12 protein-coding genes are annotated in these 18,618 nt (G+C 41.7%); 11 read left to right on the top strand and 1 reads right to left on the bottom strand.

Translation table 11 applies throughout. The features are described 5' to 3' along the window. Positions 1-9: 9 nt before the first annotated feature. Positions 10-762 (bottom strand): phosphoribosylformimino-5-aminoimidazole carboxamide ribotide isomerase, encoded by a 753-nt coding sequence (gene hisA / locus AA0Y26_RS14755; protein WP_413362846.1) that lies wholly within the window; start codon positions 760-762, stop codon positions 10-12. A gap of 166 nt (positions 763-928) precedes the next feature. On the opposite strand from hisA, the gene AA0Y26_RS14750 reads away from it, so the two are divergent. The 11 genes from AA0Y26_RS14750 to AA0Y26_RS14700 all read left to right on the top strand — a co-directional run bounded on the left by AA0Y26_RS14750 (position 929) and on the right by AA0Y26_RS14700 (position 18,618). Continuing rightward, on the top strand, positions 929-3,373 hold the full coding sequence (locus tag AA0Y26_RS14750; RefSeq protein ID WP_413362845.1) for an ATP-dependent RecD-like DNA helicase: 2,445 nt from the start codon (positions 929-931) through the stop codon (positions 3,371-3,373). 436 nt (positions 3,374-3,809) lie between these two features. Continuing rightward, a complete protein-coding gene (locus AA0Y26_RS14745; RefSeq protein WP_413362844.1) occupies positions 3,810-5,021 on the top strand; it encodes a NupC/NupG family nucleoside CNT transporter in 1,212 nt (403 codons plus the stop codon). A 198-nt stretch (positions 5,022-5,219) separates the two neighbouring features. Next, positions 5,220-10,157 (top strand): 5'-nucleotidase C-terminal domain-containing protein, encoded by a 4,938-nt coding sequence (locus AA0Y26_RS14740; protein WP_413362843.1) that lies wholly within the window; start codon positions 5,220-5,222, stop codon positions 10,155-10,157. A gap of 216 nt (positions 10,158-10,373) precedes the next feature. Continuing rightward, positions 10,374-11,600 carry a TerD family protein gene (locus AA0Y26_RS14735; RefSeq protein ID WP_413362842.1) on the top strand — a complete coding sequence of 409 codons (1,227 nt, stop codon included), beginning with the start codon at positions 10,374-10,376 and terminating at the stop codon, positions 11,598-11,600. Between the two features lie 428 nt (positions 11,601-12,028). Next, positions 12,029-14,686 carry an alanine--tRNA ligase gene (alaS, locus tag AA0Y26_RS14730; protein WP_413362841.1) on the top strand — a complete coding sequence of 886 codons (2,658 nt, stop codon included), beginning with the start codon at positions 12,029-12,031 and terminating at the stop codon, positions 14,684-14,686. 83 nt (positions 14,687-14,769) lie between these two features. Continuing rightward, positions 14,770-15,042, top strand: coding sequence for an IreB family regulatory phosphoprotein (locus AA0Y26_RS14725; RefSeq protein ID WP_036156695.1), 273 nt, complete (start codon positions 14,770-14,772; stop codon positions 15,040-15,042). Next, positions 15,039-15,455 (top strand): Holliday junction resolvase RuvX, encoded by a 417-nt coding sequence (gene ruvX / locus AA0Y26_RS14720; RefSeq protein ID WP_413362840.1) that lies wholly within the window; start codon positions 15,039-15,041, stop codon positions 15,453-15,455. The genes AA0Y26_RS14725 and ruvX overlap by 4 nt, the downstream gene beginning before the upstream one ends. Before the next feature lie 58 nt (positions 15,456-15,513). Then, complete coding sequence (locus AA0Y26_RS14715; RefSeq protein ID WP_413362839.1) at positions 15,514-15,819, top strand: DUF1292 domain-containing protein; 306 nt, start codon at positions 15,514-15,516, stop codon at positions 15,817-15,819. Positions 15,820-15,939: 120 nt separating this feature from the next. Continuing rightward, entirely contained in the window at positions 15,940-16,458 is a 519-nt protein-coding gene (locus AA0Y26_RS14710; protein ID WP_413362838.1) for a DUF1292 domain-containing protein, read from the top strand. A 129-nt stretch (positions 16,459-16,587) separates the two neighbouring features. Beyond that, on the top strand, positions 16,588-17,706 hold the full coding sequence (gene mltG, locus AA0Y26_RS14705; protein ID WP_413362837.1) for an endolytic transglycosylase MltG: 1,119 nt from the start codon (positions 16,588-16,590) through the stop codon (positions 17,704-17,706). Positions 17,707-17,985: 279 nt separating this feature from the next. Then, a complete protein-coding gene (locus tag AA0Y26_RS14700) occupies positions 17,986-18,618 on the top strand; it encodes an O-methyltransferase (protein ID WP_413362836.1) in 633 nt (210 codons plus the stop codon).

Genomic DNA, 18,618 nt, shown 5'->3' with positions numbered 1-18,618 from the left:
CTCACTGCATTATTTACAATGGGATACGACCTCGTTATAGTGCAAGTCCCCTCCGAAAATATCAAGTGCGCTTCCAATCGTAACATGAAGCTTCCCATGCCCCAGCTGCTCGAACTTCCTTAAATCTTCAAGAGAACGAACGCCACCTGCATAGGTCGTAGGAATTGTTGTCCAATTGGCCAAATCAATAACAAGTTCTTCCTGCATCCCGCTGCGTTTTCCTTCTACATCAACTGCATGGATTAACAGCTCATCACAGTACTGCTCAATCATTTGAATGGAAGCTGCATTTACTTCGAAATCGCTAAATTTAGTCCATTTATCTGTAACAACGAACCATTTTCCTTCTCGCTTACGGCAGCTTAAATCAATGACAAGCCTTTCCTTGCCTACTGCTTCCACAAGTCTTTCAAGGCGCTCCATGTCAAGTATGCCGTCATGAAAAATATACGATGTGACAATCACGTGGGAGGCGCCCGCATCTAAATAGTGGCGGGCATTTTGTGCTGTTATACCACCGCCAACTTGTAAGCCACCAGGGTATGTATGCAGAGCAGACAATGCTGCTTGTTCATTTCCCGGACCAAGCATAATGACATGTCCGCCTGTAAGCCCGCTTTTTGCAAACATCGAGGCAAAATAAGATGCTTCGTGTTCAGATGTGAAATTTTCAACTACATCAACATTTTGATGTCCTAGCGTGCTGCCGACAATCTGCTTGACCTTTCCATCATGCAGGTCAATGCAAGGACGAAACTGCATGCTCTTTCACCTCTTTTGTCATATTATTTTGTTTCTATCATAGCATTGTTCAATTATGAACAGTGAACAATTAATTCAAACGCCAAGAAACCATCAAATTTCAAGGACACTCTGCATGTCCTATGATAGAATAGTTGTACGAATTGATGTAAAGGGGTGAAGTCGGATGGCCGAAAACCTCGATTTATTTGAAGTGAATAAACTGTTTATTCTGGGCAGGCCTATCGTGTCCATTTTCCATAATCCATCCAATATGTACTCGATTGTCCGGGTTCAAATTCAGGAAACCAATATTGAATATAAAGAAAAGGAAATTATCGTTGTTGGGTATTTACCTCCATTAACGGAAGATGAAATATATCGTTTTACCGGAATTATGAAATCCCATCCAAAGTACGGGCTGCAATTTCAGATAGAGACATTCCAAAAAGAAGTCCCAGCTACTGAGACAGGTATCATTCATTATCTATCCAGTGATCTTTTTCCGGGGATAGGGCGAAAAACGGCAGAAGTAGTCGTTGATAAGCTAGGAATTCATGCATTGCAAAAGATTTTGGAAGACCCAGAGGCATTGGATGCAGTACCGCGGCTTTCAAGTGATAAAAAGTCACAAATACGTGCGGCAGTAGAGCAAAACCTTGGTTTGCAGCGCGTAATGATCCAGTTAAATGACTGGGGATTCGGTCCCCAGCTTGGTATGAAAATTTACCAGGTATACCGGGAGGAAACAATTCCTATGCTCACGGAAAACCCTTACCGGCTTATTGAAGATGTAGAGGGTGTGGGCTTTGGGAGAGCTGATGAGCTGGGCTCGAAGCTCGGTATTACCGGTAACCATCCAGACAGAATTAAGGCTGCGGTTCTTCATGTTTTAACTCATGCAGCTTTATCCGAGGGTCATGTCTATTTAGATGCAGAGCAAGTACTGCCTCATGTAAAGGACATGCTGGAGCAGAGTCAGCGAGTGGAAATCCCATATGAAGCCATTTCCAAAGCTTGTATTGAAATGCGGGAAGAAAGCAAAATCTGCGGGGAAGAGACAAGACTCTATCTTCCATCCCTCTACTTTAGTGAAGTAGGCATTGCCTCAAAAATCCTAGAGTTAATAAAGGAAAATAAAAAACAAACGCATTTTTCAAAAGATGAAATTAGAAAAGCGATTGGTGAAGTAGAGGAGCGCTATGACGTTACATATGCCCCAACACAGGCTCAGGCGATTGAAACAGCATTGAACTCAGCTGTTATGATTTTGACCGGGGGACCAGGCACTGGAAAAACGACGGTTATTAAAGGGCTGGTAGAAGTATATGCAGAATTGCATGGCTTGTCACTTGATCCCAAATATTATGCCCAGAAGGAAGAACCGTTTCCAATTGTTCTTGCGGCTCCAACCGGCAGGGCAGCAAAACGGCTTGCAGAATCTACCGAGCTGCCAGCTATGACTATTCACCGTTTGCTTGGGTTTACAGGCCAAGAAGATAAGGATGAAGAGACAAGCCGAGAGATTGCAGGCAGGCTCGTGATTATTGATGAGATGTCCATGGTTGATACATGGCTTGCCCATCAATTAATGAAAAGTCTGCCTGAAGATGTGCAAGTTGTGTTTGTCGGAGACCAAGACCAGCTGCCTCCTGTAGGACCAGGCCAGGTGCTGAAGGATCTCCTCGCGTCTAAGCAGCTGCCTACTGTTGAGTTAACAGATGTATATAGACAGGCAGAGGGCTCAACAATTATTGAGATTGCCCATCAAATCAAAAAGGGTATTGTCCCTGATACATTAACAGCAAAGACGAGTGACCGCTCCTTTATAAAGGCAGGCTCTGATCAAGTTGCCAATGTCATTACACAGATTGTTAAAAGCGCAGTCAGTAAAGGGCAGACAATCCGGGATGTGCAGGTATTGGCACCGATGTATAAAGGACCTGCGGGAATTGATGCACTGAACAAGCAAATACAGGAGCTTGTGAATCCAAATGACGGCACAAGAAAAGAACTTGTATTTGGCGATACCATTTTCCGTATTGGCGATAAGGTACTGCAACTTGTCAATCAACCAGAAAGTAATGTGTTTAATGGAGATATGGGGGAAGTAATAGCTATTATTAAAGCGAAGGAAACGATTGAAAAGCAGGATCTTCTCGTAGTTAATTTTGAGGGGATTGAAGTTACTTATCAGCGGGCAGATCTCAACCAGATCACGCTAGCCTATTGCTGTTCCATCCATAAATCGCAAGGGTCAGAATTCCAAACGGTAATTATGCCGGTAGTCCGGGGCTATGCAAAAATGCTGCGCCGTAACCTGCTTTATACAGGTATTACGCGTGCGAAAAATTTCCTGATTTTATGTGGGGAACCGGATGTCTTGGCTCAGGGCCTTTCTAAAACAGATGATTTAGCACGCCTGACAAGTTTAAGAGCAAGGCTCAATCCAATGGAAATAGAGGAGCTTGTGAATGCTTCTGAAAAGGAGATTGAAGAAAAGGGCCCGGATATAAATGAAACTAAAACTGAACAAGATCAGCCGAAAATTTTGAATGCAGAGACAGCACCTCATATTCACCCGATGATTGGTATGAAAGATATATCACCATATGATTTTATGGAAGAATGAGGATATTAAAGTGGGACGCAAATTAATATGAAGGGACAAAATTCGTCCAACAAAATAATTCACAAGTTGGACAAAAAATGTCCAAAATAAAGGAAAGCGGAAAAAGAATCATGATTTTCTTTTCTTTCAAGCTTTTCCAGTATATAGGGTATTATTCTAAAACGACAGCACGATTTAGTGGCTGTCGTTTTCTCTTTCCAACGTTTAATTTCTCCTTTTAGCAGAAAAATTCTAGAAAATAATACAGGTTATAAAATATGAAAGGAAATGAAGTAAGGATTGAATATTCGGCAATAATAAAAATTTTAGAATTTACTATCAATTTACAACAAATTTCTGTTTTGATAACATACGTTGTAAGTCGTCTGTTGTCCGTTGTCGAATGTCAATAGATGTAAATGAAAAGGGTTTCAAATATATAAGAGTAGGTGTAAATATGCAATTCATTTGGGGAATCATCGGTATTTTAGCCGTACTTGGAATTGGGTTGGCCTTTTCGGCAAACCGTAAAGCAATTCAGTGGCGTATTGTATTATCTGGATTAGCCGTTCAGCTTTTATTCGCGTTTATCGTATTGAAATGGGAATTCGGGCGCGAAAAGCTTATGCAGCTATCTAACGGTGTCCAAAATTTAGTAAACTATGCGTTTGAAGGTGTCGATTTCGTATTCGGCGGTCTTGCAAATGCTGACAAAATTGGTTTTGTATTTGCGATGAGTGTATTAACAATTATTATTTTCTTCTCATCTTTAATATCAGTACTTTATTATTTAGGGATTATGCAAATCATCATCAGAATTATTGGTGGTTTTCTATCAAAAGTATTGGGAACGACACAAGCGGAATCTGTTAACGCAGCAGCTAACATCTTTGTTGGCCAAACAGAAGCACCGTTAGTAATTCGTCCGTTCTTGAATACGATGACAAAGTCTCAGCTGTTTGCTGTTATGACAGGTGGTCTTGCCTCTGTTTCAGGTTCGGTATTAGTAGGATATTCACAACTAGGTGTACCACTTGAATATTTACTTGCAGCAAGCTTTATGGCAGCACCGGCAGGTTTGGTACTAGCGAAATTGATTATGCCTGAAACAGAAGAAGTAGATGAAACAAACTTCAAGCTGGAGAAGGATGAAACATCAACAAACGTTATCGATGCTGCAGCGAACGGTGCTGCAGATGGCTTGAAACTTGCGGCAAACGTAGGTGCGATGCTGATTGCTTTCATCGCTCTGATTGCCTTGCTTAATGGTATTCTAGGCGGTATTGGCGGCTGGTTTGGCTATGAAAACATTACATTAGAAGGCATACTTGGCTACGTATTTGCTCCGCTTGCCTTTGCTATTGGAGTACCATGGGAAGAAGCTGTCCGTGCAGGTTCATTCATTGGACAAAAATTAATCCTTAATGAGTTTGTTGCATATTCCAACTTTGGACCTGTGATTGGAGACTTCACGGAAAAGACGGGAATTATTATTTCATTCGCCCTTTGTGGTTTTGCAAACTTGAGTTCAATGGGGATTTTAATCGGCGGTCTAGGCGGAATGGCACCGGACAAGCGTTCTGTAATTGCTAAGTTGGCAGTAAAAGCAGTTCTTGCAGGTACACTTGCTTCATTACTATCAGCTGCAATTGCTGGTATGTTCTTATAATAAAAGTGAAAACAGATCATTCATGAGTATTCATGAATGATCTGTTTTTTTGTATAAAAAAGGATATTTTTGACGCCCTTGTATCCATTTTACAAGTCCCAATTTTAAGAATATTTCGCTATAGTGTAAGGCTGCTAGAAATGATAATTTTATGACAAAGGATTTATTTTAGAAAACGATAGCGAAAAGGAGAATTATATGAACTATTCCGGGAGAACATTGGTATTTAAGGCTTTAACAGTTGGAGTGGCGGCTATGGTAGTGCCGGTGGCAGGATCCGCCTATGCAGAAGCAGTAAAGGAAGATAAAGTACCAAGCTATAAGACGAATGAAGCAAAGTCGATTATTAGCGGTACGATCGATGCGCCACCGTATGATCGGTATAAAATTGCTCTGAATCATTCATTGAATTACCAAGCGCATAAACCTAGTACATCTAATGAAAGACCTGCAAATAATCCTGGTAAGGGGAATAAAGGAGAACATCCTGGAAAAGGTCCGAAGCCTGACAAAGGTCAAAACAAACCGGTGGACGTATCGTTCCTGCATTTAAATGATACACATGCAAATCTTGATCAGGTGGCAAAGCGGGTCTCTGTTGTAAAAGAAAAGCGTGAGGAAAATCCCGAAACAATAGTAGTAGATGCTGGAGATGTCTTTTCGGGAACACTATATTTTAATGAATTTAAAGGACAGGCTGATGTAAAATTCATGAACCTGATGCAGGTAGATGTTATGACATTCGGCAACCATGAATTCGATTTAGGTTCCTCAAAGGAAGGACACCGGGCATTAGTAAATTTTATTAAGGCAGCACAATTCCCTTTTGTTTCTTCAAATATAGATTTCTCAAATGATCCAATCTTTAAAGGTTTATTTAATACGAAAATAAAAACAAATGCAAAAGACGGGCAAATATATACAGGAATTGTGAAAGAGGTAAAAGGGCAGAAAATCGGTTTCTTCGGCTTAACTACGGAAGAAACAGCGACAATCTCTAATCCAGGAAGTATTGCCTTTAAAAACTATATTGAACAGGCCCGGAAAATGGTGGATGAATTTGAAAAAATGGGTGTCAATAAAGTTGTGGCCGTGACACATATCGGTTTTGATGATAATGCAGAAATTGATAATGACCAGCAACTGGCAAAGCATGTAGATGGCATTGATGTCATTATTGGCGGTCACTCACATACAAAGCTGGAAGAACCAGTAGTAATCTCTGAAGGCCAAGAGCCAACAGTCATTGTGCAGGCATACCAATATGGAGATTACGTTGGTTCGCTTGATGTATCTTTTGATAAAAAAGGGGTCATTACAAAATACGATGGAGAATTGATTGCTACTGCAGATTATGAGGATGATCCGGAGGCAGCTGTTCTTCTGAAGCCCTATCAAAAGAAAATAGAAGAACTTCAGCAGACTGAAATCGGGGTAACGCTAGATAAGCCTCTTGACAACCCTCGTACAGGTGGCGATTTGACAAAGCCGAGTGTGCGTAAAAATGAAACGGTATTAGGAAATCTCATTACAGATGGAATGCTGGCAAAAGCACGGCAGTATGATGACGAAGTTGTCATGGCCTTCCAAAATGGTGGAGGTATCCGCAGCGGTATTGACGCTGGTCCGATTACTGTAGGCGAGGTCATCACTGTACTGCCGTTCGGTAATACGCTTGCGACTATGCGCTTGACAGGGGCAGAAATTAAAGCTGCGTTTGAACATAGTATATCTGTCTACCCAAATGAAAATGGCGGATTCCTTCATGTAGCGGGCGCTAAAGTATTGTTTGACAGTACAAAGCCTGCAGGGGGGCGTATCATTTCCATTCAAGTGCAGCAGGGAGGCAGCTTTACAGACATTGAGGATAACAAAACATATTCTGTGGCGACAAATGCCTTCACTGCCAAAGGTGGAGATGGCTTTGATGTATTTGCTAAAGCGTATCATGAGGGACGGGTGATAGATTTAGGGCTATCCGATTGGGAGAACTTCCGTGATCATCTAGTAAGTTTAGATTCTATCCCTTCAATGATAGAGGGGCGAATCAAAGATGTGATAGACATACCGGAAAGTGCTGGCGATATCTTCATTTCAGAATATGTGGAAGGAAGCAGCAATAATAAAGCAATCGAACTTTATAACGGGACAGGCGAGGATGTGGATTTATCAGATTACCAATTAGAGCTATATACAAACGGTAAAACAACGGTTCAAAATACACAGACATTTGAAGGTATGACCCTTAAAAACGGAGAAACGCTCGTGCTCATTCACTCATTGTCAAACGATAGTCTACGGACGAAAGGGGATATGACATCTGCTGTAGTCAATTTTAACGGGGATGATGTCTTGCTTCTGAAACGTGGTGGCGAGATTGTCGATTCATTTGGACAGTTAGGGTATGATCCAGGAGAGGCATGGACCGAAGGGGAAGTATCTTCTCAAAATAAAACGCTTGTGCGCATCTCTGCATCAGGTGATACAAATCCAGAAGACACATTTGACATTGCTAACCAATGGAAGGCCTTTCCTATTGATACCTTCAATTATTTAGGGAAGCATAGTCCAGTGGAAGAAGAGCCCGAAAATCCTTCGCAGCCGTTATCTATCCAGGAGGCACGACAGGCTGGAGTCGGAGAAACGGTGAGTATTAGGGGGACAGTAACAGCAAAATTAAATAATACCTTTACAGTGGAAGATGAGACTGCTGCAATCACAGTATACGAAAAGTTAGATACAGCTGTTGGTGATGTGGTTACATTAACGGGCACTTTAGGAGAATATCGAAATCTTTTACAGCTGCAGAATGTAACGCTTAACCAAAAAGCTGCGGGTACACCACTTGACCCTGCTGTTATTACCGGTGAGCAAATGAATGAAGCCAATGAATCCAAATTGGTGAAGCTTGAAGATGTAAGTGTCCTATCTGGAGGGCCAAATAATTTTACGATTGAAGTAGATGGCGTACAAAAAGTGCTGCGGGATGAAAGCGGCTTATTAGGAATAGAAGTGGGTGCCGCCTATGAATCAATTACAGGTATCATTCAACAATACAATAATGACTATCAACTTCTACCTCGCTTTGCAGCGGATATTAAGCTGGATTCGAGTGTGCTGCGTCCAGTAACAGCTTCTCATACAGGGGGTGTCATTGTAGGGTCGGTAGATGTAGAACTATCAACAACGACTGCTGATGCAACAATTTATTATACAATGGACGGCTCAGATCCAAGAGAGAATGGCCAGGAATACAAAGCTCCGATTACAGTTGACCAAAATACAGTGTTAAAGGCGGTTGTTAGAGCAGCAGACGGGAGGTTTAGTGAAGTAAAGACATTTGAATACGAAGTAACGGATAAAATCAGAATCCATGATATACAAGGAGAAGGCCATAAGACACCTTTTGCTAATCAAACCGTTCAGGAAGTTGAAGGCGTTGTCACGTATATTTTTGAGCTGAAGGGTGCCCAGTACTTCACAATCCAGACACCTGATGAAGAGGCAGATGATAATCCTCTTACTTCAGAGGGGATCCTCGTTTATGCAGGCTCCAATGGCTATGAGATAAAGGTTGGGGATAAAGTAGCAGTTACAGGTGCTGTTTCAGAATATGTATACGATGGTTATGCGGGAGATTTGACTACAACACAAATCAATGCACGGAACGACCGGGGAGGACAAGTATCCATTCTAAGCCGAGGAAATACGCTACCTCAAGCCTTTACCATTGATGAAGCATCTTTCAATCCCTCCGTTATCGATAATGATGGGTTCTCTGTTTTCGATCCGCAGGAAGATGCAATCGACTTCTGGGAAAGTATTGAAGGCATGCGCGTGTCGGTAACGAATGTTAAGGCAGTAGCCCCTCAAGAATATGGCGATCTTGTCACCGTGCTGCAAAGTGCAGAAGTGGATACAAGAAATGGCGGAATTGTCTTTACTGAGCAAGACACTAACCCGGAACGTATTCAATTCCGGCTGGAACCAAATGGCACTGCAGCACGCAGCTTCAATGTCAATACAGGCGATACTTTTAATGGAACAATTACAGGTGTAGTTGGAAACTCATATACGAATTATAAAATTCATACTGACTTGTCTGCTGTCCAAGCTATCCATGAGGCAGGTAACAGCCAGCCGGAAACAACATCAATCAAGTTTGCTGAAGATAAATTGACAGTGGCGTCTTATAACTTGGAGAATTTTTCAAATAATCGTTCAGAAACATCAGATGAAAAGGCGAATCGATTAGCTGATGCAATTGGTAACGGAATGAATACACCAGATATCGTTGGGCTTACTGAGGTACAAGATAATAATGGATCAATCAATGATGGTACTGTCTCAGCTGCAGAAAGTTATCAACGCTTAATCGATTTAATTGAGGCCAAAACAGGAGTGAAGTATGCCTACGCCAATATTGACCCGGAAAATAACCTGGATGGTGGTGCACCTGGTGCGAACATTCGTGTTGGCTTCCTATACAACCCTGCACGTGTAGTATTGGAAGGTACACCAGGAAAGGCGAACGAAGCTACTGCTTATGAAAATGGGTCTTTGACATTGAATCCTGGACGAATAGATCCAACGAACGAGGCATTTGCAAACAGTCGTAAGCCAGTTGCTGCCGAATTCACTTTTAAAGGAGAAAGTGTAATTGTCATTGCGAACCATTGGAACTCTAAATCTGGTGATACAGGCTTATTTGGCGACACACAGCCGGTTATATTAGGCAGTGAGGTACAGCGGAAAAAAATTGCACATGTCGTAGCAGATTTCATTACAGATATTAAAACGAAAAACGACGATGCAAACATCGTAGCGCTGGGTGATTTTAATGATTTCCAATTCTCTTCTGCATTAGGTATCTTAGAGGCTGCTGGTATGCACAACAAAATAAAGGATTTACCGATAGGTGATCAATATACGTATATCTACCAGGGAAATTCTCAAGTACTTGATCATATTTTAGTTACTTCTAACCTGGCACAGCAGACGGATATCGATGTTTTGCATGTGAATGCTGACTTTACTGAGGCTTCCGGTCGTGCATCGGATCATGACCCGCTTATGATTCAAATTGATTTTTCAAGTGAAGTACCTGCAGCTTCGACGGTAGACTTCCCCAAATAAAAAGAGTAAATAAAGGAAAAAGGCACACGGACTCGAATAATCGTTTCCTTGTGCTTTTTCTATGAAGTTATATAGATATTTGGTATAAAATAGGAAGAGAGCAAGCTGTTGGTGCAAACAGTGTAAGCATGGAACGATTCCTTTGTAGTAGAGACGCACCACGTATCTATTCGCCATCAAGGGGTCTGTTTGAAGAAATAACAGGGGGTAAAGGAAATGGAATTAAAACGGGGACAAAAAGTAGACATAACAAAAAATAATCCAACAGAAACGTTTAGGTTTCATACAAAATGGCAGCAGCCTAAAAAAGAAATGGATCTGGATATCTCAGCTTTTCTGCTTCATGCAGGCGATCGATGTATGAAGGATGATCACTTTATTTTTTATGGACAGCCGGAGAGTAATGATCGTTCAGTCCGCCATGAAAGCGTCGGTCCTAATGAGGGAGTGATTGATATAGCTTTTTCAAACATCCCTGCTGATGTCGAGAAAATCGCTTTGGCATTAACCATCCATGAAGGAGAAGAACAGGATTTGCGTTTTCGTGAAATCGAGGAGGCAAGGCTTTTTATAAAGGATGGCCGGACAAGTGAAGTCCTGCATGAATTTTCATTTAAAGGAAACCTGGAGCAGGAAACGGCCATCGTAATTGGAGAGCTGTACCGGCATAATGAGGAGTGGAAGTTCAATGCAGTCGGGAGCGGTTTTTTCGGCGGATTAACAGCCCTTTGTAAAAATTTCGGACTTCAGGTAGCAGATGAAGGTGAACAGCAGCCCGCACCTATGCCGGAGCAGTCCGGCATGGAGGAGCTGCTGGTACCCGCTATGTCCGTTGAGGAAGAGCGATCATCCCTAACGCTTACGGATCAGCAGCAAGTGCAGCCAACGAAATCTTCCTTAAATGTTACATTAGAGAAAAATCGATCGGTTTCAATTAAAAAATCTCCAAAGGTTGTAGTAACACTCGAATGGGTAAATAAAAAGAAGGGTTTGGATCTGTATTGCTTTTATGTTCTGCAGACAGGAGAAGTTGGCAAAGTGTACTATCGTCATGTAGGCAGCTCATCTGTCGCTCCGTACATTACATTGGAAGGGGATGCGGAAATATCTGGAGTGGAAAAAATCGTCATTCATCAGCCATCAAAGTTGAAGTATGTTCTATTTGCTGCCTATAAACCGTTATCAAGCGGCGCATACGGCTTTAGGAAAATAGGGACAAAAGTTGTAGTTAATAATCAGGTAGATCAGCAGGTGACAGCAGTCTTAGATGAAAATAACCTGTATGCCTATTGGGCAGCCATCGCTCATCTTGATTTTACGAAAGCAACTGAGATAGCCGTCAGCCAAGTAGAGCGTTATTCCCGCCCGGGTTCAGAAAAACCGCCTGTATTAAATGAGGATGGAACATTTAAAATGGATAAAGGTGCAATTGAATTTAAGTAAGAAAAGAATATTTTATTGTTCCATCATTGACACTAAAAGGCCCTTTTTATATAATCAGAAGCAGAATATGGATCAATACATTGATGGAAAGAGTAAGTTGATAATTTCGTGCTTAGAAAGAGGTTTCCATAGGCTGAAAAAACCTCCGCGGACTGCAACTGAAAGCTACTCCTGAGTGCAGTTAATCCCTGCCGTTCACTTACGTTACAAGTGCTAGAGAGGCAAATCGACAGGTTGTATGAACTTTATGAAACGATTTGTAAACTAGGGTGGTACCACGTAGACAACAGTCCTCGTCCCTTATTTGGGATGAGGGCTTTTTATTTTGGCTAAAGTCTCCTTGTATCTAAAAAATGCGGGGGGTACCTGCAAAGGGAGGCACTCTTTCCTATTCATTATGTACTAAATAATAAGGAGGAACATAAATAATGAAAGCTTCAGAAATTCGTCGTCTATATTTAGAATTCTTTAAAGAGAAAAATCATCATCATGAGCCATCTGCTCCGCTTGTGCCAATCAATGACCCATCTTTACTATGGATCAACTCAGGCGTTGCGACCTTAAAACCATACTTTGACGGCCGCATTATCCCGGAAAACCCGCGTATTACAAACGCACAAAAATCAATTCGTACAAATGACATTGAAAATGTGGGGAAAACAGCACGTCACCATACATTCTTTGAAATGCTAGGGAACTTCTCAATTGGAGATTACTTTAAAAAAGAAGCAATCCATTTCGCATGGGAGTTTCTTACAGATAAACGCTGGATGGGCTTTGATCCTGAGAAGTTATCGGTGACAATTCATCCGGAAGACCAGGAAGCCTATGATGTTTGGTATAAGGAAATTGGTATTCCGGAAGAGCGCATCATCCGTTTAGAGGGGAACTTCTGGGATATCGGTGAAGGTCCATCAGGTCCAAACTCGGAAATTTTCTATGACCGCGGTGAGGAATACGAAGGGGATACACCTGAATCCGAAATGTACACTGGTGGAGAGAATGAGCGTTACCTAGAAATTTGGAACCTAGTATTTTCTCAATTCAATCACAATCCAGATGGCACATACACACCGCTGCCGAAGCAAAACATCGATACGGGAATGGGTCTTGAGCGGATTGTATCTGTTGTTCAAAATGTACCGACAAACTTTGATACAGACCTATTTATGCCGATTATCGAAAAAGTAGAGGAGTTTACAGACCGGAATTATAAACGTCCGCATGAAGTGGACTTAAAAGAAATTTTCGGTTCTACAGAAGATGTTAATACACCATTTAAAGTAATTGCTGACCATATTCGTACAGTGGCATTCGCAATCGGAGACGGTGCGCTTCCATCGAATGAAGGCCGTGGTTATGTATTACGCCGCTTACTTCGTCGTGCAGTCCGTTATGCAAAACAGATTGGCATTGAAAAGCCATTCATGTACAAGCTAGTGCCGACAGTTGGGGAAATTATGAAAGACTTCTACCCAGAAGTATCTGAGAAGAGCGAATTCATCCAACGTGTCATTAAAAATGAAGAAGATCGTTTCCACGAAACACTTGACGGTGGATTGGCTATTCTATCAGAAGTTATTGCGGCACAAAAAGAAAAAGGTGAAGCAGTAATCCCTGGTGCAGATGCGTTCCGCCTATATGATACATTTGGCTTCCCGATTGAGTTAACTGAGGAGTATGCGGAAGAAGCAGGCATGGCAGTTGACCAGGAGGGCTTCGAAGCAGCGATGGAAGAGCAGCGTGAGCGTGCTCGTAATGCACGTGCTGACGTAGATTCTATGCAGGTGCAAAATGAAGTATTGGCAAACTTAACACAAGAGTCCACTTACATTTACGATGCATTTGAAGCACAAGGGAAGATTGCAGCCATCGTAGTAGAAGGACAAAGTGCACAAACAGCTTCAGAAGGCCAGGAAGCACTGGTTATCTTATCTGACACGCCATTCTACGCAGAGATGGGTGGGCAAATCGCCGATACAGGTGTGATTGAATCCGATACATTTAAAGCGATTGTAAAAGACGTGCAAAAAGCACCAAATGGCCAACCTCTTCATACCGTTGTCATCGAGTCCGGAGAGATGAATGTAGGCGATGCAGTAAAAGCAACAGTAGATGCCGACAAGCGTAAATTAATTCTGAAAAATCATACGGCAACACACTTAATGCATCGTGCATTAAAAGATGTACTAGGGGATCATGTAGCGCAAGCTGGTTCTTATGTAGGGCCAGACCGCCTTCGTTTTGACTTCTCCCACTTCGGTGCTGCTACTAAAGAGGAATTAGCACAAGTGGAGCGTGCAGTAAACGAAAAAATTTGGGAAGACATCGAAGTAGTGATCCGCGAAATGCCAATCGATGAAGCAAAAGAGATGGGAGCTATGGCTTTATTCGGTGAGAAGTATGGTGATGTTGTGCGTGTTGTTGCGGTATCTGATTACTCTATCGAGCTGTGTGGTGGTCTGCATGTTGCACGTTCTTCAGAAATCGGCTTCTTTAAAATTGTATCAGAAGGCGGTATCGGCGCTGGTACACGCCGTATCGAAGCAGTAACAGGTAAAGCAGCATATGAGGCTGTAAAGGAAGAGGAAGCTATCTTAGCAGAGGCAGCAGCTCTTCTGAAAGCAAATCCGAAAGATGTAGCAACACGTGTAGCGAGCTTGCAAGCAGACTATAAAGAATTACAACGTGAAAATGAGTCTCTTTCACAAAAAATTGCCAATGCACAAGCAGGTGCCGTATTAGATGCAGCAAAAAAAATAGGTGATGTAACAGTACTAGCAACACGTGTAGAAGCAAAAGACAACAATCAGCTCCGTCAAATGATGGATGACTTAAAAGCGAAAATGGAGTCTGCCGTTATCGTGCTTGGCGCAGCTGATGGGGACAAAGTCATGCTTTGTGCAGGAGTAACGAAGGATATTGTAGGCGGAGCTTATCATGCAGGCAACATCGTAAAATCAGTAGCAGAGCAATGCGGCGGTAAAGGCGGCGGCCGTCCTGATATGGCAATGGCTGGAGCAAAAGAGGTTGCAAAACTTGATGAAGCATTAAATTCTGTGTATGATTACGTTAAATCCATTTAATTAAGGGTAAAGTTCGGTTATAATGAGAAGAAATGGAGATGGAGGAATCCATCTCCTTATTTCTGAAAGCGAGGTGCGGATTCTTGAGTTCTTTTGATCAAACGATGAAATTCAATTTCCCTGAAGAATCAATGGAAGAAGAAGTAAAGCAAGTCATGCTGAAGGTGTATGCAGCATTGGAGGAAAAAGGCTACAACCCTACGAACCAAATTGTAGGCTATCTTTTATCCGGTGACCCGGCCTACATCCCTCGCCACCAGGACGCACGTAATCTAATTCGCAAACTCGAGCGTGATGAAATTCTCGAGGAGCTCGTAAAATTTTATATTAAAAAGAATACTGAGGCGAACAAATGAGAATTATGGGATTAGACGTCGGCACGAAAACAGTCGGCGTTGCAATTAGCGATGCTCTTGGCTGGACGGCACAAGGGGTCGAAACTGTGAAGATTGATGAGGAAGCAGGCGAATTCGGTATTGAGCGAATTAAAGAGCTTGCCAAGGAGTATGCTGTAACAGAATTTGTTGTCGGCTATCCGAAAAACATGAATAACACAGTTGGACCTCGCGGCGAAGCTTCCGAAAACTATAAAAAGCTTTTGGAAGAAACGTTTGGACTGCCGGTAAAGCTTTGGGACGAGCGTCTAACAACTATGGCGGCAGAGCGAATGCTGATTGAGGCGGATGTCAGTCGGAAAAAGCGGAAGCAGGTCATCGATAAAATGGCCGCTGTCATGATCCTTCAAGGTTATTTAGACAGCAAAAATTAATTGTCCTCCCCCGAAAGTGGAGCGACAGCAGCAAAATCATTGGAAAAGAGGGTTTAATATGTCAGAACAAAACGAAGAACGCTATTTAACGGTAATCAATGACAAAGGTGAAGAGGAACTATGTGAAATTCTAGATACAGTGTACTCTGAGCGTTTCGATAAAAACTATGTACTGTATTCACTTGTAGGCTCAGAGGATGAGAACGGTTATGTGGAAATCCACGCTTATGCATTCGAGCCATCGGAAAATGGAGAAGATGGTGAGCTTCTTCCGATTGAATCAGATGAAGAGTGGGAATTCATCGAAGATTTCCTGGCGCAGCGTGAAGACGAGCTGGGAGAAGAAGAGGAAGACGAAGAATAGTTCTGCATAGGAGTATATAAAATACTCCTTAATAGAGCTAAACTAAATTTCAGTAGTTATTAAACGTAACAGAGTGGGCATGACGCTCGCTCTGTTTTCTACATTTAGGAGGCAGATGAAATGGACGAACAAATTTTTATTTTGAAAAATGACGCGGGTGAAGAACAGCGCTGCCGAGTGGTTTTTAACTTTGAAACAGATGACCATTCTTATGTATTATTTACCCTTGTAAATGAAGAGGGAGAAAGTATTTCAGATGTAACGGCGCTTCGTTATGAGCTTGATGAAAACGGTGAAATGGCTGATTTTGAAGATTTAGAAACAGAAGAAGAGTGGGCAATGGTGGAAGAGGTGCTCAATACAGTTTTTGCCGAGTTTGGTGAAGACCAATTAAATTACTTTACCGTTATGGGCGAAGACGGAGAAGAAATCGTCTGTGAGGTATTATATCGTTTTGAAGAAAACGGAAAGAACTATTTATTTTACGGCTTAGCTGATGATGAAGAGAAACAGGAAGTATTTGCATCTGCTTATGTTGCAGATGAGAATGGTGCTGTGGCTGACTTGCTGCCGATTGAAACAGACGAAGAATGGGCCATGGTGGAAAAAGTGCTTGCTTCTCTATCAACAGAAAAATAATTGATTACCCGGTAGATTCAAGGTAAATTTGAGCCCTCCTCAACAGGCTTGAGGAGGGCTTTTTAGGTTTTGTTTGTCTCCCTAATGAAAATCTTGTATCATATTGAGAGAGAAAAAGGGGGGGAACCCGTGGATAAAGAGTCAATGAAACAAGAAATGATGGAAAAGATGAAAGAGCGTAAAAGTGAGGTTAAAGTCGTGCGTAAACTCGTAGCAATCATAGCCCTAGCATTTTTATTAATCTTTGCAATTGGCGGCTTCATAGCCTTCAGCTACATAAAATCAGCACTTGAACCTATGGATCCGGATTCCGAAGAGGAAGTAGCTATTGAGATTCCGATGGGTTCAGGTGTAACGACAATTTCCCAAATACTAGAGGAAAATGAGATTGTTAAAAATGCGCGGATTTTTAAATACTATGCAAAGTTTAAAAATGAATCGTCATTCCAGGCCGGTAATTATACTATGTCAAAGGCGATGACGCTTGATGAAATTATTGAGAGTTTAAAAACAGGCAAAGTGTATCGGGAGCCTGTATTTACCCTTACAGTGCCAGAAGGCTTAACGCTCGTACAAATTTCTGAGGTAATTGAAAAGAAAACGGACTATACAGCCGAAGAATTCATGGCGAAGGTTACAGATAAGGCATTTATCGAAACAATGATGGGAGAATTCCCGCAGTTATTGACTCAAGATATTTTAAAGGAGAATATTCGCTATGCGCTGGAAGGCTATTTATATCCAGCCACATATCCGTTCTATGTAGAGAAGCCGCCTCTTGAAGATATTATTCGTACGATGATTTCATCGATGAATACAATGGTGCTGGAATATAAAGCTGGCTTTGAAGAACGTAATATGACAGTCCACCAATTTGTTACATTTGCTTCCTTATTGGAAGAAGAGGCGACAGCTTCTACTGACCGTGAAACAATTGCCAGCGTATTCTACAATCGTTTAGATATAGATATGCCATTACAGACGGACCCGACTGTCCTCTATTCACTTGGTGAGCATAAGGACCGTGTATTATATGAAGATTTGGAAGTGCAGGATCCATATAATACGTATAAAAACACTGGTCTGACACCAGGCCCTATTGCTGCACCGGGAAAAACGTCGCTTGAAGCAACAATTAGTCCAAGCGATACAGACTATCTATACTTCCTTGCAGATAAAGATGGAAACAATCATTTTGCGAAGACATATGAAGAGCATTTAAGTAATGTATCAAAATATATAAAGTAGCATTCGTGCTGAGATAGAAGGAATCGAGTAAAGATTATTCGCATTCCTTCTATTTTCGTGCTATTATAAATTGTGATTTTTTGTCCTTAATAGCAATACAACTCATGGACGTAAACATACCGTTTCGTCTTTTTTGTTTGTATATTACTTTGTAGGATGATTAGAACTTTCTATATCGAGTAATATCCAGGCTTTTATGTCGGTTACTAAGAAGTAGTCAATTTTACTTACTTGGAATGTCATGAATGCACTTTTTTGATTAATTAAGGGGTTTTTTAGATGGAATTATCTGATGCTTATATTGAATCCTTTATTCAGCCTCGAAATGAATTACTGCTGGAGATGGAGCAGTTTGCTGCAGAGCATCATGTACCGATCATGCAGCTTTCGGGAATTGAAGCATTAAATCAACTATTACGAATCCAAAAACCAAAAACAATTTTGGAAATCGGTACAGCTATCGGTTATTCAGCTATGCGCATGGCATTAGCGCTGCCGGATGCAAAAATTGTCACAATTGAGCGGGACGAGGACCGTGTTGCCTATGCACGTGCATTTATTGCGCGTTCTGAAGTGGCTGATCGCATTACAATCGTGGAAGGCGATGCGTTAGAGGTAGAGGTAGGCCAATTTCAGCCTTCATACGATGCTGTCTTTATTGATGCGGCAAAAGGCCAATATCAAAAGTTTTTTGAAAAATATTCACCGCTCGTACCATCAGGCGGCATATTGTACATTGATAATATGTACATGCATGGCTTATCAGATTTAGAAATTAAAGAAGTGCCAAGACGAAAAAGAACGATGATTCGAAACTTAAAGACGTTTACGGATTGGGTTATGCAGCATCCGGATTATACGTGTGCTTTTTTCCCGGTCGGAGACGGCTTGTTAATTTGTTTGAAGAGGTGA

This window comes from Lysinibacillus canaveralius (assembly GCF_047301505.1).
In the GTDB taxonomy this organism is placed as follows: domain Bacteria; phylum Bacillota; class Bacilli; order Bacillales_A; family Planococcaceae; genus Lysinibacillus_B.
The sequence above is the reverse complement of the archived record's forward strand: the minus strand, read 5'-3'. Positions and strand labels throughout refer to the sequence as shown.

Excerpts from the sequence above, each read along its gene's own strand:
- hisA (WP_413362846.1), bottom strand. The coding sequence starts at position 762 with ATGCAGTTTCGTCCTTGCATTGACCTGCATGATGGAAAGGTCAAGCAG.
- AA0Y26_RS14750 (WP_413362845.1), top strand. The coding sequence starts at position 929 with ATGGCCGAAAACCTCGATTTATTTGAAGTGAATAAACTGTTTATTCTG.
- AA0Y26_RS14745 (WP_413362844.1), top strand. The coding sequence starts at position 3,810 with ATGCAATTCATTTGGGGAATCATCGGTATTTTAGCCGTACTTGGAATT.
- AA0Y26_RS14740 (WP_413362843.1), top strand. The coding sequence starts at position 5,220 with ATGAACTATTCCGGGAGAACATTGGTATTTAAGGCTTTAACAGTTGGA.
- AA0Y26_RS14735 (WP_413362842.1), top strand. The coding sequence starts at position 10,374 with ATGGAATTAAAACGGGGACAAAAAGTAGACATAACAAAAAATAATCCA.
- alaS (WP_413362841.1), top strand. The coding sequence starts at position 12,029 with ATGAAAGCTTCAGAAATTCGTCGTCTATATTTAGAATTCTTTAAAGAG.
- ruvX (WP_413362840.1), top strand. The coding sequence starts at position 15,039 with ATGAGAATTATGGGATTAGACGTCGGCACGAAAACAGTCGGCGTTGCA.
- AA0Y26_RS14715 (WP_413362839.1), top strand. The coding sequence starts at position 15,514 with ATGTCAGAACAAAACGAAGAACGCTATTTAACGGTAATCAATGACAAA.
- AA0Y26_RS14710 (WP_413362838.1), top strand. The coding sequence starts at position 15,940 with ATGGACGAACAAATTTTTATTTTGAAAAATGACGCGGGTGAAGAACAG.
- AA0Y26_RS14700 (WP_413362836.1), top strand. The coding sequence starts at position 17,986 with ATGGAATTATCTGATGCTTATATTGAATCCTTTATTCAGCCTCGAAAT.